The sequence below is a fragment of the Neptunomonas japonica DSM 18939 genome (assembly GCF_000422765.1).
GTDB lineage: Bacteria > Pseudomonadota > Gammaproteobacteria > Pseudomonadales > Balneatricaceae > Neptunomonas > Neptunomonas japonica.
In genome coordinates this window covers 1-17888 of record NZ_AUGR01000024.1, presented here as the reverse complement: position 1 = coordinate 17888, position 17888 = coordinate 1, and the positions used below count along the sequence as shown (strand labels likewise).

30 protein-coding genes are annotated in these 17888 nt (G+C 46.5%); 1 reads left to right on the top strand and 29 read right to left on the bottom strand.

Annotated elements, in window-relative coordinates; genetic code table 11:
- The first annotated feature begins 80 nt into the window (after window positions 1-80).
- Window positions 81-2903 (top strand): excinuclease ABC subunit UvrA, encoded by a 2823-nt coding sequence (uvrA, locus tag G511_RS0115095; RefSeq protein ID WP_028470376.1) that lies wholly within the window; start codon window positions 81-83, stop codon window positions 2901-2903.
- Between the two features lie 59 nt (window positions 2904-2962).
- Here the strand turns inward: uvrA and rplQ are convergent, their stop codons facing one another.
- From rplQ to tuf, 29 genes are all read right to left on the bottom strand, one after another.
- Complete coding sequence (gene rplQ, locus G511_RS0115090) at window positions 2963-3352, bottom strand: 50S ribosomal protein L17 (protein WP_028470375.1); 390 nt, start codon at window positions 3350-3352, stop codon at window positions 2963-2965.
- 39 nt (window positions 3353-3391) lie between these two features.
- On the bottom strand, window positions 3392-4396 hold the full coding sequence (locus G511_RS0115085; RefSeq protein ID WP_028470374.1) for a DNA-directed RNA polymerase subunit alpha: 1005 nt from the start codon (window positions 4394-4396) through the stop codon (window positions 3392-3394).
- Window positions 4397-4422: 26 nt separating this feature from the next.
- Window positions 4423-5043, bottom strand: a complete 621-nt coding sequence (gene rpsD, locus G511_RS0115080; RefSeq protein WP_028470373.1) for a 30S ribosomal protein S4 — start codon at window positions 5041-5043, stop codon at window positions 4423-4425.
- 15 nt (window positions 5044-5058) lie between these two features.
- Window positions 5059-5448: a 30S ribosomal protein S11 gene (gene rpsK, locus G511_RS0115075; protein ID WP_028470372.1), complete on the bottom strand. Its 390-nt coding sequence runs from the start codon at window positions 5446-5448 to the stop codon at window positions 5059-5061.
- Window positions 5449-5473: 25 nt separating this feature from the next.
- On the bottom strand, window positions 5474-5830 hold the full coding sequence (gene rpsM, locus G511_RS0115070) for a 30S ribosomal protein S13 (protein ID WP_028470371.1): 357 nt from the start codon (window positions 5828-5830) through the stop codon (window positions 5474-5476).
- A 133-nt stretch (window positions 5831-5963) separates the two neighbouring features.
- A complete protein-coding gene (gene rpmJ, locus G511_RS0115065; protein ID WP_028470370.1) occupies window positions 5964-6080 on the bottom strand; it encodes a 50S ribosomal protein L36 in 117 nt (38 codons plus the stop codon).
- Between the two features lie 16 nt (window positions 6081-6096).
- Window positions 6097-7425 carry a preprotein translocase subunit SecY gene (secY, locus tag G511_RS0115060; RefSeq protein ID WP_028470369.1) on the bottom strand — a complete coding sequence of 443 codons (1329 nt, stop codon included), beginning with the start codon at window positions 7423-7425 and terminating at the stop codon, window positions 6097-6099.
- A complete protein-coding gene (gene rplO / locus G511_RS0115055) occupies window positions 7426-7860 on the bottom strand; it encodes a 50S ribosomal protein L15 (RefSeq protein WP_028470368.1) in 435 nt (144 codons plus the stop codon).
- A 14-nt stretch (window positions 7861-7874) separates the two neighbouring features.
- A complete protein-coding gene (gene rpmD, locus G511_RS0115050; RefSeq protein ID WP_028470367.1) occupies window positions 7875-8057 on the bottom strand; it encodes a 50S ribosomal protein L30 in 183 nt (60 codons plus the stop codon).
- Window positions 8058-8063: 6 nt separating this feature from the next.
- A complete protein-coding gene (gene rpsE, locus G511_RS0115045) occupies window positions 8064-8564 on the bottom strand; it encodes a 30S ribosomal protein S5 (RefSeq protein WP_028470366.1) in 501 nt (166 codons plus the stop codon).
- 11 nt (window positions 8565-8575) lie between these two features.
- Window positions 8576-8926, bottom strand: coding sequence for a 50S ribosomal protein L18 (rplR, locus tag G511_RS0115040; RefSeq protein ID WP_028470365.1), 351 nt, complete (start codon window positions 8924-8926; stop codon window positions 8576-8578).
- Between the two features lie 9 nt (window positions 8927-8935).
- A complete protein-coding gene (gene rplF / locus G511_RS0115035) occupies window positions 8936-9469 on the bottom strand; it encodes a 50S ribosomal protein L6 (protein WP_028470364.1) in 534 nt (177 codons plus the stop codon).
- A 9-nt stretch (window positions 9470-9478) separates the two neighbouring features.
- The gene (rpsH, locus tag G511_RS0115030) at window positions 9479-9871 is read right to left on the bottom strand and encodes a 30S ribosomal protein S8 (protein WP_028470363.1); all 393 of its coding nucleotides are present in this window, start codon (window positions 9869-9871) and stop codon (window positions 9479-9481) included.
- An 82-nt stretch (window positions 9872-9953) separates the two neighbouring features.
- On the bottom strand, window positions 9954-10259 hold the full coding sequence (rpsN, locus tag G511_RS0115025; RefSeq protein WP_028470362.1) for a 30S ribosomal protein S14: 306 nt from the start codon (window positions 10257-10259) through the stop codon (window positions 9954-9956).
- Between the two features lie 12 nt (window positions 10260-10271).
- Entirely contained in the window at window positions 10272-10811 is a 540-nt protein-coding gene (gene rplE / locus G511_RS0115020) for a 50S ribosomal protein L5 (RefSeq protein WP_028470361.1), read from the bottom strand.
- 12 nt (window positions 10812-10823) lie between these two features.
- On the bottom strand, window positions 10824-11147 hold the full coding sequence (gene rplX, locus G511_RS0115015) for a 50S ribosomal protein L24 (protein WP_028470360.1): 324 nt from the start codon (window positions 11145-11147) through the stop codon (window positions 10824-10826).
- 101 nt (window positions 11148-11248) lie between these two features.
- A complete protein-coding gene (gene rplN / locus G511_RS0115010) occupies window positions 11249-11617 on the bottom strand; it encodes a 50S ribosomal protein L14 (protein WP_028470359.1) in 369 nt (122 codons plus the stop codon).
- Between the two features lie 75 nt (window positions 11618-11692).
- Window positions 11693-11956 carry a 30S ribosomal protein S17 gene (rpsQ, locus tag G511_RS0115005; RefSeq protein ID WP_028470358.1) on the bottom strand — a complete coding sequence of 88 codons (264 nt, stop codon included), beginning with the start codon at window positions 11954-11956 and terminating at the stop codon, window positions 11693-11695.
- Window positions 11953-12147, bottom strand: a complete 195-nt coding sequence (rpmC, locus tag G511_RS0115000; RefSeq protein ID WP_028470357.1) for a 50S ribosomal protein L29 — start codon at window positions 12145-12147, stop codon at window positions 11953-11955. The genes rpsQ and rpmC overlap by 4 nt, the downstream gene beginning before the upstream one ends.
- The gene (gene rplP, locus G511_RS0114995) at window positions 12147-12560 is read right to left on the bottom strand and encodes a 50S ribosomal protein L16 (protein WP_028470356.1); all 414 of its coding nucleotides are present in this window, start codon (window positions 12558-12560) and stop codon (window positions 12147-12149) included. The genes rpmC and rplP overlap by 1 nt, the downstream gene beginning before the upstream one ends.
- An 11-nt stretch (window positions 12561-12571) precedes the next feature.
- A complete protein-coding gene (gene rpsC, locus G511_RS0114990; RefSeq protein ID WP_028470355.1) occupies window positions 12572-13258 on the bottom strand; it encodes a 30S ribosomal protein S3 in 687 nt (228 codons plus the stop codon).
- Window positions 13259-13282: 24 nt separating this feature from the next.
- Window positions 13283-13615 (bottom strand): 50S ribosomal protein L22, encoded by a 333-nt coding sequence (gene rplV / locus G511_RS0114985; protein WP_425411405.1) that lies wholly within the window; start codon window positions 13613-13615, stop codon window positions 13283-13285.
- A gap of 11 nt (window positions 13616-13626) precedes the next feature.
- Complete coding sequence (rpsS, locus tag G511_RS0114980; RefSeq protein ID WP_028470353.1) at window positions 13627-13902, bottom strand: 30S ribosomal protein S19; 276 nt, start codon at window positions 13900-13902, stop codon at window positions 13627-13629.
- Window positions 13903-13921: 19 nt separating this feature from the next.
- Window positions 13922-14749 (bottom strand): 50S ribosomal protein L2, encoded by an 828-nt coding sequence (rplB, locus tag G511_RS0114975; protein WP_028470352.1) that lies wholly within the window; start codon window positions 14747-14749, stop codon window positions 13922-13924.
- 13 nt (window positions 14750-14762) lie between these two features.
- On the bottom strand, window positions 14763-15059 hold the full coding sequence (gene rplW / locus G511_RS0114970) for a 50S ribosomal protein L23 (RefSeq protein WP_028470351.1): 297 nt from the start codon (window positions 15057-15059) through the stop codon (window positions 14763-14765).
- Window positions 15056-15661 carry a 50S ribosomal protein L4 gene (gene rplD / locus G511_RS0114965; protein WP_028470350.1) on the bottom strand — a complete coding sequence of 202 codons (606 nt, stop codon included), beginning with the start codon at window positions 15659-15661 and terminating at the stop codon, window positions 15056-15058. Before rplD ends, rplW begins: the two co-directional genes overlap by 4 nt.
- 11 nt (window positions 15662-15672) lie before the next feature.
- Window positions 15673-16311, bottom strand: coding sequence for a 50S ribosomal protein L3 (gene rplC, locus G511_RS0114960; RefSeq protein WP_028470349.1), 639 nt, complete (start codon window positions 16309-16311; stop codon window positions 15673-15675).
- Window positions 16312-16424: 113 nt separating this feature from the next.
- Entirely contained in the window at window positions 16425-16736 is a 312-nt protein-coding gene (rpsJ, locus tag G511_RS0114955) for a 30S ribosomal protein S10 (RefSeq protein WP_028470348.1), read from the bottom strand.
- A gap of 180 nt (window positions 16737-16916) precedes the next feature.
- The coding region (gene tuf / locus G511_RS0114950; protein WP_028470347.1) for an elongation factor Tu at window positions 16917-17888 on the bottom strand (972 nt) is incomplete at its 5' end.

Here is a 17888-nt window from a genome sequence, read left to right as displayed (position 1 = left end):
TTATATGAAACAGAACACATAGCACTGTCGCCCCTCTGTACTTTATAATCGATCTCTTTTGTATTCCTCTTGGAGTAAGCATGGACACTATTCTGGTTCGCGGTGCACGCACCCACAACCTGAAAAACATTGATCTGGATATCCCGCGCGATAAGCTTGTGGTGATAACAGGCCTTTCCGGTTCTGGAAAATCATCACTGGCGTTCGATACGTTATATGCAGAGGGCCAGAGACGTTATGTTGAGTCCCTCTCTACTTACGCCAGGCAATTTCTATCCATGATGGAAAAGCCAGACGTAGATCATATTGAAGGATTATCGCCGGCCATTTCCATCGAGCAAAAGTCAACATCACACAACCCACGCTCGACTGTCGGCACAATTACTGAGATCTATGACTACTTACGTCTGTTATTTGCCAGAGCGGGCGAACCACGCTGCCCAGACCATGACCTACCTCTGGCAGCACAAACTGTCAGCCAAATGGTTGATCAGGTTCTGACTTTAGAGGAAGGTAGTAAGCTAATGCTCCTAGCGCCCGTTATTCAGGGCCGTAAAGGTGAGCATTTACATACCTTACATGACCTAAGAAAGCAGGGTTTTGTACGCGCCAGAATTAACGGCATTGTTGTTGATTTAGACAGCGCTCCAGAATTAGACAAAAAGAAAAAACACACGATAGAAGCCGTGGTTGATAGATTTAAAGTTCGCGATGATCTGCAAATACGCCTTGCAGAGTCGTTTGAAACCGCACTCAACCTAACAGACGGTATTGCTCGCATCGCCTACATGGATGGGGAGGCCCCTGACCTTATATTCTCCTCTCGCTTTGCTTGCCCCGAGTGTGGACATAGCATTCAGGAACTCGAGCCTAGGCTCTTTTCGTTTAACAACCCACACGGCGCATGCCCAAGCTGTGATGGTCTAGGTGTTAAGCAATTTTTCGACCCGAACAAAGTCATTCAAGACTCTAGCTTAACGCTTTCAGAGGGTGCTATTCGTGGTTGGGATAGAAGAACTCTCTACTATTTCCAACAATTGAAAGCAGTCGCTAATCACTACTCTTTTGATATTGATACTCCTTTCGAGCAGCTCACCAGTGAACAACAGGCATTAATACTCGAAGGAACCGGTAATGAAGAAGTTCCTTTTACCTATTTAAATGACCGCGGGGACACGATTACTAAATCACATCCCTTTGAAGGTGTACTAAACAACTTACAACGCCGCTACAAAGAAACAGAATCTGACATGGTGAGAGAAGACCTTGCCAAGTATCTTAATATGCAACCTTGCCCCTCTTGTGATGGCAGCCGCTTAAGAAGAGACGCTAGACACGTCTATATAGACCAGCATACGCTTCCTGAGATGGTTACCATGCCTATTGGGGCTAGTCTTGAGTATTATGAGAACCTCAACCTGACGGGTAAACAAGGTGAGATTGCAGACAAGATCCTCAAAGAAATTCGCCTTCGTCTGTCTTTTCTCGTCAATGTTGGGCTCGATTACCTATCTCTTGATCGTAAAGCTGATACCTTATCAGGCGGTGAAGCACAACGCATTAGACTTGCCAGCCAGATAGGAGCAGGTTTAGTCGGTGTTATGTATATCCTTGATGAGCCTTCTATCGGCTTGCACCAACGCGATAATGAACGTCTATTACAAACGCTGATTCATTTACGCGACCTTGGCAACACAGTCATTGTTGTAGAGCACGACGAAGACGCTATTCGCTTAGCTGACTATGTAGTCGACGTAGGCCCTGGCGCCGGGGTTCATGGTGGTGAGATTGTTGCTTATGGAACACCTGATGAGGTTATTAATAATAGTGCGTCACTGACAGGACAATATTTATCTGGTAAAAAGTGCATCGCCATTCCAGAAGTAAGACATCCCTTTGATACCTCTAAAACACTAACGCTTTCAGGCGCTACAGGTAACAACCTGCAAAACGTCACCATCGACATACCACTTGGACTCATGACATGTATTACTGGTGTTTCAGGCTCAGGAAAGTCGACACTGATTAACAACACGCTATACCCACTCGCTGCCACTGAGCTCAATCACGCAACAACGCTTGATGCGGCACCTTATGAATCAATAAACGGCCTGCAGCACTTAGATAAGGTTATCGACATTGACCAAAGCCCTATAGGCCGAACACCACGCTCAAACCCAGCCACCTATACTGGAATTTTCACACCTATAAGAGAGCTACTAGCTGGGACACAAGAAGCACGCTCTCGCGGCTATAAACCAGGACGCTTCAGCTTTAACGTTAAAGGAGGACGCTGCGAAGCCTGTCAGGGTGATGGTGTTATAAAAGTAGAAATGCACTTCTTGGCAGATATTTATGTGCCATGCGATGTTTGTAAAGGCAAGCGCTACAATCGTGAAACACTCGAGATCGAATACAAGGGCAAGAATATTGACGCAATACTCAAGCTAACCGTAGAAGATGCGAGAGAGTTTTTCGATGCCATTCCTGCACTCGCTCGGCGCTTACAAACTTTAATTGATGTGGGCCTGTCTTATATTCGCCTCGGACAAGCAGCAACAACACTCTCTGGTGGTGAGGCACAGCGCGTAAAACTTGCAAAAGAGCTCTCTAAAAGAGACACAGGTCAAACCCTGTATATTCTTGACGAACCAACTACTGGATTACATTTCCACGATATAGAGCAACTCATGTCAGTCCTCTCAAGGTTGAGAGATCACGGCAATACAGTAGTAATAATTGAACACAATCTCGATGTTGTTAAAACAGCTGACTGGATTGTAGATCTTGGCCCTGAAGGCGGAATAAATGGAGGAATGATTGTCGCGACAGGAACACCTGAAGATGTTGCTAACAACTCAGACTCACACACCGCTCGCTTCTTGAAGCCTCTATTAAAATAATAATAGAGCAGACATAAAAAACCCGGCCAAGGCCGGGTTTTTTTATGAAGGATAATTAATTAACCTTCAACTTCTTCAGCTGCACCAGTCACCTTACGGTCAACTAGCTCAACATAAGCCATAGGAGCACAGTCACCTGGACGGTTACCGCATTTCAAAATGCGGATATAGCCACCTGGACGGTTCGCATAGCGAGGTCCTAGGTCAGTGAAAAGCTTACCAACAGCTTCTTTACTACGAGTACGGTCAAATGCCAAACGGCGATTTGCAACCGAATCTTCTTTCGCCAGAGTAATCAGTGGCTCAGCTACGCGGCGAAGTTCTTTCGCTTTTGGCAAAGTTGTTCTGATCAGTTCATGCTCAAATAATGAGCATGCCATGTTCTTGAACATCGCTTTGCGGTGCGAGCTGGTACGATTTAAATGGCGACCAGATTTACGATGACGCATTATAAATTCCTTACCAACTTGGTCAGTTAAAACCGCATCTTACGATGCGATTTTATCGTCGTTCTTCAGGCTAGCCGGAGGCCAGTTTTCAAGACGCATGCCCAAAGAAAGACCTTTGGAAGCAAGTACATCTTTAATCTCTGTCAGCGACTTCTTACCTAGATTTGGGGTTTTCAGCAGCTCAACTTCTGTTCGCTGGATCAGATCACCAATATAGTAAATCTGCTCTGCTTTCAGACAGTTGGCCGAACGAACCGTCAATTCCAAATCATCGACAGGGCGCAACAGAATCGGATCAACTTCCGGCTCTGCAGGCTCATCTTTCGCCTGATCAGCTGCATCTTCAAGATCAACAAAAACAGACAACTGATGCTGAAGGATTGTAGCTGCACGACGAATGCACTCTTCAGGATCAATCGTACCATTTGACTCGATATCAATAACCAGCTTATCTAGGTCAGTACGCTGCTCCACACGAGCACTTTCGACAACATAAGAAACACGGCGTACCGGACTATAAGAAGCATCCAACTGGAGACGACCAATAGCACGAGTTTCATCTTCGTCATTAGTGCGAGTGTCAGCAGGCACATAACCACGTCCATTGGTTACCTTAAGCTGCATATTCAGAGTCGCACCTGAATTCAGGTGAGCAATCACGTGGTCGGGATTTGCAATCTCTGCATCCTGGTTCAACTGAATATCACCAGCTGTTACAGCACCTGAGCCTGATTTGCTCAATGTCAGAGTTGCTTCTTCGCCATTGTGTAGCGTGATAGCAACGCCTTTAAGGTTAAGAAGGATCTCAATGACATCCTCCTGCACACCTTCAATTGTGCTGTATTCATGCAAGACACCGTCAATCTCAACTTCAGTGATGGCACAGCCAGGCATTGAAGAGAGTAGGATACGACGTAACGCATTTCCCAACGTATGACCGAAACCGCGTTCTAGCGGCTCCAATGTCACTTTAGCACGTGTGTTACTGATTTCCTGGACATCAATATGACGAGGACTCAGAAACTCATTTACAGAACGCTGCATAGTTCCACCAATCAAGAGTTCATGAATTACTTAGAGTACAGCTCAACGATCAGCTGCTCATTGATGTCAGCTGACAATTCGCTACGCTCAGGAATAGCTTTAAATACGCCTTCCATTTTGCCAGCATCAACTGAAACCCACTCAATTGGAGCACGCTGCGAAGCTAGATCTAGCGCGCTTTTAACACGCAACTGATTCTTAGCTTTTTCACGAACTGCGACCACATCACCCGCTTGCACTTTAAAAGATGCAATGTTAACAACCTGACCATTAATAGTGATCTGGCGGTGTGATACGACCTGACGAGCTTCGGCGCGTGTAGAACCAAAACCCATACGATAAACTACGTTATCTAGACGACCTTCAAGTAGTTGCAACAAGTTTTCACCTGTTGAACCAGCCTGACGAGCGGCTTCTTTGTAGTAATTACGGAACTGACGTTCCAGTACACCATAAATACGACGTACTTTTTGTTTTTCACGAAGCTGTAGACCGTAATCGGACAGACGACCTCGACGAGCACCATGTACACCAGGAACAGTTTCAGCTTTACACTTACTATCCAGTGCACGGACACCACTCTTCAAGAACAGGTCTGTACCTTCACGGCGTGACAGCTTGCACTTTGGCCCAAGATATCTTGCCATTATACCGTCTCCAGTTTATACGCGACGTTTTTTCGGTGGACGACAGCCGTTATGTGGAATCGGCGTGACATCAGTAATGTTTGTAATTTTGTAGCCGCAACCGTTCAGCGCACGAACTGCCGATTCACGACCAGGTCCAGGACCTTTTACAAACACGTCAAGATTTTTCAAACCATAATCCAAAGCAGCCTGGCCGGCACGCTCTGCAGCAACCTGCGCAGCGAACGGTGTACTTTTACGAGAACCGCGGAAGCCGGAGCCGCCTGAAGTTGCCCATGAAAGTGCATTACCCTGGCGATCGGTAATGGTTATAATTGTATTGTTAAAAGAAGCGTGGATGTGAGCTAACCCATCTACTACTTGCTTTTTAACTTTCTTACGTGTGCGATTACCTGGCTTAGCCATATTGGAAATTCCTATCGCTTAACACTTATTTACGGATCGGCTTACGTGGACCTTTACGCGTACGCGCGTTGGTCTTACTACGCTGCCCACGAACTGGCAGATTACGACGATGACGAATACCACGGAAACAACCGAGATCCATGAGGCGTTTAATGCTCATAGATACTTCACGGCGTAGGTCACCCTCAACTGTAAACTTGCCAACTTCACCACGAACTACATCGAGCTGCGCTTCGCTAAGCTCGGAAATCTTAGTTGCTTCGGTTAAACCAGAAGCTTCACAGATTTTTTTTGCAGTCGTACGGCCAATCCCATAAATGTAAGTCAGAGAAATAACCGCATGCTTATTGTCAGGAATATTGACGCCAGCTATACGAGCCATTCAACTTACTCCATCTTAAAAGTGCTCTCATGAGCACAATTCTATAAATATGTTCATAGAAAGCGCGACATTATACGCCCTGATTAATTTTAAATCAAGACCTCGCGCTTCCTACTCCCTTTGTCAGTGATAATTAACCCTGACGCTGCTTATGGCGAGGTTCCACCTTGCAGATAACACGAACCGCACCGTTGCGACGTACAATCTTGCAGTTACGACAGATCTTTTTAACAGATGCACGCACCTTCATGATCCACTCCTAGCGCTCAACGCAGCATGCCTGCGCCGCCACCTTTGAGATTTGATTTTTTCATCAGGGACTCGTATTGGTGAGACATCAAATGTGACTGCACCTGAGCCATAAAGTCCATTACAACAACCACTACGATCAGCAGAGATGTTCCGCCGAAGTAGAAAGGTACATTCCATGCAACAACCAAAAATTGAGGCATTAGAGATACCGCTGTGATGTAGAGCGCACCAAACAAAGTAAGGCGACCTAACACAGAGTCAATGTAACGAGCCGATTGCTCTCCTGGGCGGATACCCGGGATAAAAGCACCTGACTTCTTCAAGTTGTCTGCTACTTCACGTGGATTAAACATAATCGCCGTGTAAAAGTAGCAGAAAAACACTATACATACTGCGAACAGAATGATGTACAGCGGCTGCCCTGGCCCAAGAGCCAATGCAACATCGCCCAACCACTCCATTCCTTCAGTTTGCCCAAACCACTGACCAACTGATGCAGGGAACAGCAAAATACTAGACGCAAAGATCGGAGGAATAACACCTGCCATATTAACTTTCAATGGTAGATGGCTGGTTTGAGCAGCGAAAACCTGACGCCCTTGCTGACGTTTTGCGTAGTTTATAGTGATACGGCGTTGGCCGCGCTCCATAAATACAACAAATCCGACGGTAGCAACCGCTAGTACAGCGATGGCCAGTAATGCAAGAATGTTAAGGTCACCCTGTCGAGCAGACTCAAAAGACTGCCCGATAGCACTCGGTAAACCAGCAACAATACCAGCGAAAATCAAAATCGAAATACCATTACCAATACCGCGCTCAGTAACCTGCTCGCCTAACCACATCAAGAAAACTGCGCCAGCTACTAGTGTTACTACTGCAACAAAGTAGAAGCTTGGGCCTCCGAGGAAGGCAACGCCTTGATTAGCTAGACCTACAGCCATACCAAACGACTGGACAGTAGCCAGTACGACAGTACCGTAACGTGTGTATTGGTTGATCTTACGACGACCCGACTCACCTTCTTTCTTTAACTGCTCGAGCTGCGGGCTCACCACCGTCATCAACTGCATAATAATAGATGCAGAGATATACGGCATGATACCGAGCGCAAGAATACTCATACGCTCCAACGCACCACCCGAAAACATATTAAAGAGGCTGAGAATCGTCCCCTGATTTTGATCGAACAGTGCGGCCAGACGATCAGGGTTAATACCAGGCACAGGAATGTGTGCACCGATACGATAAACCACGATAGCCAGCAACACAAAGCGCAGACGAGACCATAGCTCACCTAAACCACTTTGCTTGCCTGCCGGTATTGATCCTTTCTTAGCCATTTACGCCTCGACTTTGCCGCCAGCAGCTTCGATAGCAACCAAAGCACCTTTGGTCACACGAAGACCTTTAATGCTGACTGCTTTCTTAAGCTCACCTGACAGGATGATTTTTGCAGACTTTATCTCTTCAGAGATAATATCTGCAGCTTTCAATGCCGCCAGATCGATTACTTCCGCTTCGATGCCGTTTAATTCGTTCAAACGAATTTCAGCAACAAAACGTGCTTTCCGTGAAGTGAAGCCGAACTTAGGCAGACGACGCTGCAACGGCATCTGACCGCCTTCAAAACCCGGTTTTACAGAACCACCGGAGCGGGACTTCTGACCCTTGTGACCACGACCACCAGTTTTTCCTAAACCAGAACCAATACCGCGTCCGACGCGTTTTGGAGCAGGCTTAGAACCAGCAGCTGGACTGAGAGTGTTCAGACGCATATGACGAACTCCTCTTACTCGCCTACTACACTAACCATGTAGTGGACTTTATTGATCATACCGCGAACTGAAGGAGTATCTTCAAGCTCAACGATATGTCCGATACGGCGCAAACCAAGACCTTTAACACATAATTTGTGCTTAGGTAGGATACCAATTGGGCTGCGGACCAGTTTAACTTTCAAAGTATTAGCCATAATAGTCTACCCCAGAATCTCTTCTACAGACTTACCACGTTTAGCGGCAATATCTTCAGGAGAGCGCATTTGCTGCAATCCTTTAAATGTTGCACGTACTACGTTGATAGGATTTGTAGATCCGTAGCATTTAGCCAATACGTTGTGCACACCAGCGATTTCCAAAACGGAACGCATAGCACCACCGGCAATTACACCAGTACCCTGAGAGGCTGGCTGCATATATACTTTTGAAGCACCGTGACGCGCTTTAATAGGATACTGCAAAGTATCTCCATTAAGCTCAACACGGATCATGTTGCGACGGGCTGCTTCCATTGCTTTTTGAATTGCAACAGGCACTTCACGGGCTTTACCTCGGCCGAAACCAACACGCCCTTTACCATCACCAACTACAGTTAGTGCTGTAAAAGCAAAAATACGTCCGCCTTTAACTACCTTGGCTACGCGATTTACTTGAACTAGCTTTTCCTGTAGATCACCATCTTTTTGTTCGTGATTTGACATCATCGACCCCTTTAGAATTCCAGGCCGCCTTCACGGGCTGCGTCAGCTAGCGCTTTAATACGACCGTGGAATTTAAATCCCGAACGGTCAAAAGCAACCTTAGTGATACCTGCTTCTTTAGCGCGCTCTGCAATCAAAGCGCCAACTTTTACAGCAGCATCGGCGTTACCAGTACTACCTGCGCGTAGCGCTTGCTCAACTGTTGATGCAGAAGCCAGAACCTGGCCGCCATCAGCAGAAATTAGCTGAGCATAAATGTGACGTGGTGTGCGGTTAACACACAATCGCGCAGCACCAAGTTCACGCATTTTCAGGCGAGCACGCAGTGAGCGACGAATACGAGCTTTTTTCTTAGCGTTCATAACCCTGCCTTACTTCTTCTTAGCCTCTTTACGACGAACATGTTCGTCAGCATAACGTACGCCTTTGCCTTTATAAGGCTCAGGTGGACGGAACGCGCGAACTTCTGCCGCTACCTGACCAACACGCTGCTTATCAGCACCACTAATGACAATTGTGGTTTGGTTAGGCATAGAAGCTGTTATGCCTTCAGGCAATTGATATTCGATTGGATGCGAGAAACCCAAAGTTAGGTTTATTGTGGCGCCTTTAACAGCAGCACGATAACCAACACCTTGTAGTAACAAAGTTTTCGCAAAACCTTCGCATACACCGACAACCATATTGTTGACAATAGAACGGGCAGTACCAGACATAGAGCGCGAGATTTTTGAACCATCGCGAGCTGCAAATGTAAGTACGTTGCCTTCTTGCTCTATAGAAACTGATGGGTGCATATTGATAGCTAGCTGGCCATTCTTACCAGATACGCTAACAGACTGCCCTTCAAGTTTCAGATCAACACCTGCAGGAATGACTACGGGATTTTTAGCAATACGTGACATTGTAACCCCTTAGAATACCGTGCAAATGATTTCACCGCCGATACCGGCAGCGCGTGCAGCACGATCAGTCATCATACCTTTAGAGGTAGATACGATCGCAACACCAAGACCAGCTGCGATAGTTGGCAGCTCTTTAGTTGCCTTATAGATGCGCAGACCTGGACGACTAACTCGTTTAATCTCTTCGATTACCGGCTTACCATCAAAGTATTTCAGTTCGATAGTGAGAAGAGGTTTAGCTTCACCTTCTACAGCGTAGTCAGCGATATAACCTTCATTCTTCAACACTTCAGCAACTGATACTTTAATCTTGGAAGACGGCATAGATACAGCTGTTTTTTCAGCCATATGACCATTACGAATACGTGTAAACATATCCGCTAATGTATCTTGCATGCTCATGCATTTACTTCCTCAGTTGTGCAGCACAACGCGGTAGCAGTTTCCTGCCCTGACCATTGTGCTTACCATTTAACAAACTGTCTTACCAGCTTGCTTTCTTAAGACCCGGAACATCACCGCGCATTGCTGCTTCACGCAGTTTGTTACGACACAAACCAAATTTACGGTACACACCATGTGGGCGACCAGTAATTTGACAACGATTGCGTTGACGGCTCGGGCTTGAATCACGCGGCAATTTCTGCAGCGCAACAGTTGCGTCCCAACGTTCCTCTTCAGAAGACGCGGCACTATTAATAATTTCTTTAAGCTGTGTACGCTTTGCAGCGAATTTAACAACAGCTTTAGCACGCTTATCTTCACGCGCTTTCATAGATGACTTAGCCATTCTTAACCCCTGTTAAATCTTAAACGGAAAATTCAAGGCAGCCAGCAGGGCGCGACCTTCGTCGTTTGTCTTAGCAGTTGTTGTGATCGTAATATCCAAACCACGCAATTTATCCACTTTATCGTATTCGATTTCAGGGAAAATAATCTGCTCTTTGACACCCATGCTGTAGTTGCCACGACCGTCAAAAGATTTCGGGTTGAGGCCACGGAAGTCACGAATACGAGGGATAGATACATCTACCAAACGATCCATGAAGTCCCACATCTGCTTTCCACGCAACGTCACTTTACATCCGATCGGCCAACCTTCACGAACTTTGAAGCCTGCGATAGATGTGCGCGCCAATGTTACTACAGGCTTCTGACCAGCAATAGCTGTCATATCATTCACAGCATATTCCATCTGCTTCTTATCACCTAAAGCTTCACCAACACCCATATTAAGAGTGATTTTAGTAATGCGTGGAACAGCCATAACGTTAGGGCTGCTTAGTTCTTCTTTAAGCTTCTGCTTAACTTCACTAGCATAAAGCGCTTTTAATCTAGACATAACATTCGCTCCTTATTTTCCGCCGCCGACGATTTCGCCATTGGATTTAAAGAAGCGAACTTTGGTGCCATCTTCAAGCACTTTAAAGCCCACACGATCACCCTTACCTGTTGCCGGATTGAAAATGGCAACATTAGAAGTAGTAATCCCAGCTTCTTTCTCAACAATACCACCTGGCTTACCCAATTGAGGGTTAGGCTTGGTGCTTTTTTTAACCATGTTGATACCGGAAATAATAAGGCGATCATCCGTCATTACACGAAGAACTTTACCGCGCTTACCTTTATCTTTACCTGCAATAACGACCACTTCGTCGTCACGTATAATCTTACGCATGCTATACCTTTATCGCTTCCTACTACCTGCTCATGCTCAAAAACGCCAAACCCTTTCGGGAGTGGCGTTTCAAAAGACAAAATTCAAAAATGAATTAAGCCTTAAAGCACTTCAGGCGCCAGGGAAATGATTTTCATGAACTTCTCAGAGCGAAGTTCACGCGTTACTGGGCCAAAAATACGCGTACCCATAGGTGCGTTGTTCGCATTCAATAAAACCGCTGAATTTACATCAAAACGGATTACAGAACCATCTGGACGACGAACACCTTTACGGGTACGAACTACAACAGCGTTAAGAACCTGACCTTTTTTAACTTTACCGCGTGGAATTGCTTCCTTCACAGTAACTTTAATGATGTCACCAATACCTGCGTAACGGCGGTGTGAACCACCCAGAACCTTAATACACTGCACTCGCTTAGCACCGCTGTTATCAGCGACATCAAGCATCGATTCAGTTTGAATCATGGTCTACTCCAAAATATGTTAGCTGCCCGTCAAATCATGACGGGCAAACCGTCAACTGGAGCGAAGGCGCGTATTCTACACCTTCGCAGCACGCTCATCAATACTTACAAGCGCCCAAGTTTTACTCTTGGAGTAAGGACGGGTTTCTTCGATCGTTACAAGATCGCCCGCATGGCACTCATTTTTCTCATCGTGAGCATGCAGCTTGGAGGAGCGCGTCATGAACTTTCCGTATATCGGATGCTTCTCTTTACGCTCAACCAGAACTGTGATGGTCTTATCCATCTTGTCACTGACAACACGTCCAACAACAGTCCGAGTACGTTTTTCAGCGCTCATTTTTCACCTGCCTTATCATTCAGTACTGTCTTAACGCGAGCCACGTCGCGACGAACCTGACCCAGAAGGTGAGTCTGTGACAGTTGACCAGTCGACTTCTGCATACGCAGATGGAACTGATCTTTCAAAAGACCCAGCAAAGTCTGCTGAAGCTCTTCTGAAGACTTTTCACGAAGTTCTTTGGCATTCATTACATCACCGTCCGTTTGACAATGGTTGTAGACACCGGCAATTTAGCAGTTGCTAGAGCAAAAGCCTCAGTAACCAGATCTTCAGGTACACCGCTAATTTCAAATAACACACGACCCGGCTGGATCTGAGCTACCCAATATTCTACGTTACCTTTACCTTTACCCATACGCACTTCTAGTGGCTTATTAGTAATCGGCTTATCTGGAAAAATACGAATCCAGATTTTACCACCACGTTTTACGTGACGGGTCATAGCACGACGTGCAGCTTCGATCTGGCGCGCAGTAATGCGCCCACGACCGGTAGCTTTAAGACCGTACTCACCAAAGCTAACTTTACTACCGCGATGAGCAAGACCGCGGTTGCGGCCCTTCATCATCTTACGGAATTTAAGTCGTTTAGGTTGCAACATTGACGTTCACCTCACTTAGAACCTTTCTTCTTAGGCGAATTTTTCTTCTCAGCACGTACCTGTTCGATACCACCAAGAACTTCACCTTTGAAGATCCAGACTTTAACGCCAATCACACCATAAGTAGTGTGCGCCTCATAAGGTGCGTAATCGATGTCTGCACGTAGCGTATGCAAAGGTACACGACCTTCACGATACCACTCAGAACGCGCGATCTCAGCGCCACCTAAACGACCACCTACCTGAATTTTGATGCCCTTAGCACCTAAGCGCATAGCGTTCTGCACAGCGCGCTTCATAGCACGACGGAACATAACACGACGCTCAAGCTGACTAGCAACACCTTGTGCTACTAACATTGCATCTAGTTCAGGCTTGCGAATCTCTTCGATGTTGATGTGAACTGGCACACCCATCATGTTAGAAACGGCATTACGCAGCTTCTCAACATCTTCACCTTTTTTACCAATCACGATACCCGGACGAGCCGTAAATATTGTGATTTTAGCATTCTGTGCAGGACGCTCGATTTCGATGCGGCTTACAGAAGCATTTTTTAACTGACCTTCAAGGTAATTACGTACCTGAAGATCGTTTTGCAATTTTCTTGCATATTCTGACTTGTCGGCATACCACACAGAAGTGTGATCTTTGACGATTCCAAGTCGAATACCGGTCGGATGTATTTTCTGACCCATAACGAACTCTCCTAGCACTCAGCCTTAGTCGGACACCTTAACGGTGATATGGGAGTTGCGCTTCAGGATGCGATCAGCGCGACCCTTTGCACGTGGCTTGATGCGTTTCATGGTCACACCTTCATCAGCGAAGATTGTAGAAACATGCAACTCATCGATATCAGCACCGTCATTATGTTCGGCGTTTGCAATAGCAGACTCCAAAACTTTTTTAACGAGTACTGCAGCCTTTTTAGGGCTGAAAGCTAAGATATTCAAAGCTTCACCCACCGACTTCCCGCGAATCTGATCAGCGACTAGGCGCACTTTCTGGGCAGAAATGCGAGCGCCAATTAATTTAGCAGCGACTTCCATCATTTAACCCCTTATTAGCGCTTAGCCTTCTTATTCGCAGCATGCCCACGATAAGTACGCGTAGCAGCGAATTCGCCAAGTTTATGACCTACCATATCTTCAGTCACGAAGACTGGAACGTGCTGGCGGCCGTTATGAACTGCAATCGTCATCCCAACAAAATGCGGGAAGATAGTAGAGCGACGTGACCAAGTTTTGATTGGCTTACGATCGCTCGCTTCAATTGCAGCTTCTACCTTCTTCAACAGGTGAAGGTCGATAAATGGACCTTTCTTCAGTGAACGTGGCACAGCTGTATCCTCAAGTTAGTTACTTAGCAGAACGACGACGAACGATTAGCTTGTTCGTGCGCTTGTTCTTACGTGTCTTATAACCTTTAGTAGGCACACCCCATGGAGTAACAGGATGACGACCGCCCGAAGTACGACCTTCACCACCACCATGCGGATGATCTACTGGGTTCATCGCAACACCGCGAACGGTAGGACGAACACCTTTCCAGCGCTTAGCACCGGCTTTACCGAGCTGACGCAGACTGTGTTCACTGTTGCCAACTTCACCCAACGTTGCGCGACACTCAACCAGCACTTTACGCATCTCACCAGAACGAAGACGCAATGTAGCGTACGTTCCTTCGCGCGCAACTAACTGAGCAGATGTACCCGCAGAACGAGCAATCTGAGCACCTTTACCAGGCTTCAGTTCGATACAGTGAATAACACTACCCAAAGGAATGTTGCGCAATGGCAACGTGTTACCCGCTTTAATATCAGCATCAACGCCAGAAACTAAACTAGTTCCAGCAGAAACACCCTTCGGCGCAATAATGTAGCGACGCTCACCATCAGCATATTTCAGCAGGGCAAGGTGCGCAGTACGGTTTGGATCGTATTCCAGACGCTCAACAACTGCCGGGATACCATCCTTATTGCGACGAAAATCAATAACGCGATAATGCTGCTTATGACCACCACCAATGTGACGAGTCGTAATGCGACCATTATTGTTACGACCACCGCTCTTGCTTTTCTTTTCGATCAATGCAGCTAAAGGCTTGCCTTTATGCAGCTCAGCATTTACAACCTTAACTACGTGACGACGTCCAGCAGAGGTTGGCTTTGATTTCATAACCGCCATAACTTAACCTCTCTTATTCGCCACCAAGAAAATCAATCTCAGAGCCAGCAGCAAGACATACATATGCCTTACGAACATCGCTACGCTTGCCTAGGCCGCGTGCGGTGCGCTTGGTCTTACCCTTAGCATTGAGTACGTTAACGCCAGATACTTTGACGTTAAACAACTGCTCAACTGCTTCTTTGATTTCAGGTTTGGTAGCATCTTTAGCCACACGAAAAACTACCTGCTGAGCATCGTCAGCGATGATAGTTGCTTTTTCCGAGATATGAGGACCTAACAATACTTTGTATAGACGTTCCTGGTTCATGCTAATGCCTCCTCAATTTTCTTAAGAGCAGGTACAGTAACTACAACCTTCTCGAAACCAACCAAGCTTACTGGGTCGATTCCTGCAACATCACGTACGTCCACATGCGGAACGTTACGAGCAGCCAAGTATAGGTTTGCTTCAACATCTTCAGTCACGATCAACGCGTTTGCTAGATCAAATTCTTTCATCTTAGCAATAAACTGTTTAGTTTTAGGCGTATCCATGGAGAACTGATCAACAACTACCAGACGATCCTGGCGAACCAATTCAGAGAAAATGCAACGCATAGCTGCACGATACATTTTTTTGTTCACTTTCTGCGAGTAGCAACGAGGCTTTGCAGCGAACGTAACACCACCACTACGCCAGATAGGCGAACGGATTGTACCGGCACGTGCACGACCTGTTCCTTTCTGACGGAATGGCTTAGCACCACCACCAGAAACTTCAGAGCGAGTTTTCTGTGCTTTTGTACCTTGACGAGCACCAGCCAGGTAAGCATTAACTACCTGGTGTACCAATGCTTCGTTGAATTCTTTACCAAATGCCGAATCGGATACTTCGACCGATCCATTAGCTCCAGCGAGATTCAGATTCATCATAACCCCCCTTAGGCGCCAGCTTTAACAGCTGGTTTAACGATTACGTCACCGCCAGTTGCGCCTGGAACAGCACCCTTGATCAATAACAGGTTACGTTCTGCGTCTACACGCACAACTTCTAGAGTCTGAATAGTAACGCGCTCAGCTCCCATGTGACCTGCCATCTTCTTGCCTTTCCAAACACGACCAGGAGTCTGACACTGACCGATGGAACCCGGAGCACGGTGAGATAGTGAGTTACCATGAGTCGCATCTTGCATAGAGAAGTTCCAGCGCTTAATAGCACCCTGAAATCCTTTACCCTTCGATTGACCAGCAACATCTACTTTCTGACCTACTACGAAGCGCTCAACCGTTAGTGAATCACCAACGTTGATACCTTCATCACCCGACAGACGGAACTCCCACAAACCACGTCCTGCTTCTACGCTAGCTTTAGCATAATGACCAGCTTTTGGTTTGTTTAGGCGGTTAGCCTTAACAGAACCAGTAGTCACTTGCACAGCTGTGTAGCCGTCAGTTTCAACAGTTTTTACCTGCGTTACGCGATTCGGATCCACCTCGATGACCGTGACTGGCACGGATACGCCATCTTCTGTGAAGATGCGAGTCATACCCGCTTTACGTCCGATTAAACCTACAGACATTTCCTATACCTCTTGCCAGTTGTGTACGGGGCTGTTACCCACTACGGCTGCCCTTTTCAGGAGCATTCCACAAACAGCGCTTCATTAAATGAATAATTCTGCGCAGTGACTGATTAGCCTAAACTGATCTGCACTTCTACACCCGCAGCAAGATCTAGCTTCATCAAAGCATCAACAGTTTTTTCTGTTGGCTCAACGATATCTAGAACTCGTTTATGTGTACGAATTTCGTACTGATCACGCGCATCTTTGTTTACATGCGGAGAGATCAGAACGGTAAAACGTTCTTTGCGAGTTGGAAGCGGGATCGGACCATGCACCTGTGCACCCGTACGTTTTGCAGTATTAACAATTTCCTGCGCAGACGAGTCGATCAGGCGATGATCAAACGCTTTCAGACGTATTCTGATTTTCTGATTTTGCATTTTGATCACACTTTTCAAATGATTTATAACGGCAATAGCCGACCTCCCCTTCTATGAAGGGGACGCAAATTCTACTCAGGAGAGCAACCCACGTCAAGACTAGTCGACTAAATTTTAACCAAAAGCAAAAAAAGCCCTCACATTGAGGGCTTTTTTGCATCATCCAACCTCAAAAAGAGATTAAGCGATAATTTTAGATACCACACCTGCACCTACTGTACGTCCGCCTTCACGAATCGCAAAACGCAGACCTTCGTCCATTGCGATTGGTGCAATCAGAGTAACAACCATCTTAACGTTGTCACCTGGCATTACCATCTCAACGCCTTCAGGCAGCTCGCAGTTACCAGTCACATCAGTTGTACGGAAGTAGAACTGTGGACGGTAGCCTTTGAAGAATGGTGTATGACGACCACCTTCATCTTTGCTCAATACGTACACTTCACCTTCGAAGTTAGTGTGCGGATTGATTGATCCTGGCTTAGCCAAAACCTGACCACGCTGCACGTCATCACGCTTAGTACCACGCAATAGAACACCACAGTTTTCGCCTGCACGACCTTCGTCAAGCAATTTACGGAACATCTCAACACCTGTACAGGTTGTTGTAGTTGTTTCGCGAATACCAACGATTTCGATAGACTCACCAACTTTAACGATTCCGCGCTCTACACGACCAGTAACTACTGTACCGCGACCAGAGATTGAGAACACATCTTCAATTGGAAGCAGGAACGGCTGATCGATAGCACGCACTGGATCTGGAATATAAGAATCCAACGCTTCAACTAGCTGCTTAACAGCTGTTGTGCCCAGTTCGTTATCATCTTCGCCATTCAACGCCATTAGCGCAGAACCACAGATGATTGGAGTGTCGTCACCTGGGAAATCGTAAGCATCTAGCAACTCACGCAACTCCATTTCTACAAGCTCACGCATTTCAGCGTATTCTTCAGAATCAACACCACCACAGTCTTCAGCTAGCAAGTCTGCTTTGTTTAGGAAAACAACGATGTATGGAACACCTACCTGACGAGATAGCAAGATGTGTTCACGTGTCTGAGGCATAGGACCATCAGTCGCGCCACATACCAAAATAGCACCATCCATCTGGGCAGCACCGGTGATCATGTTTTTCACATAATCCGCGTG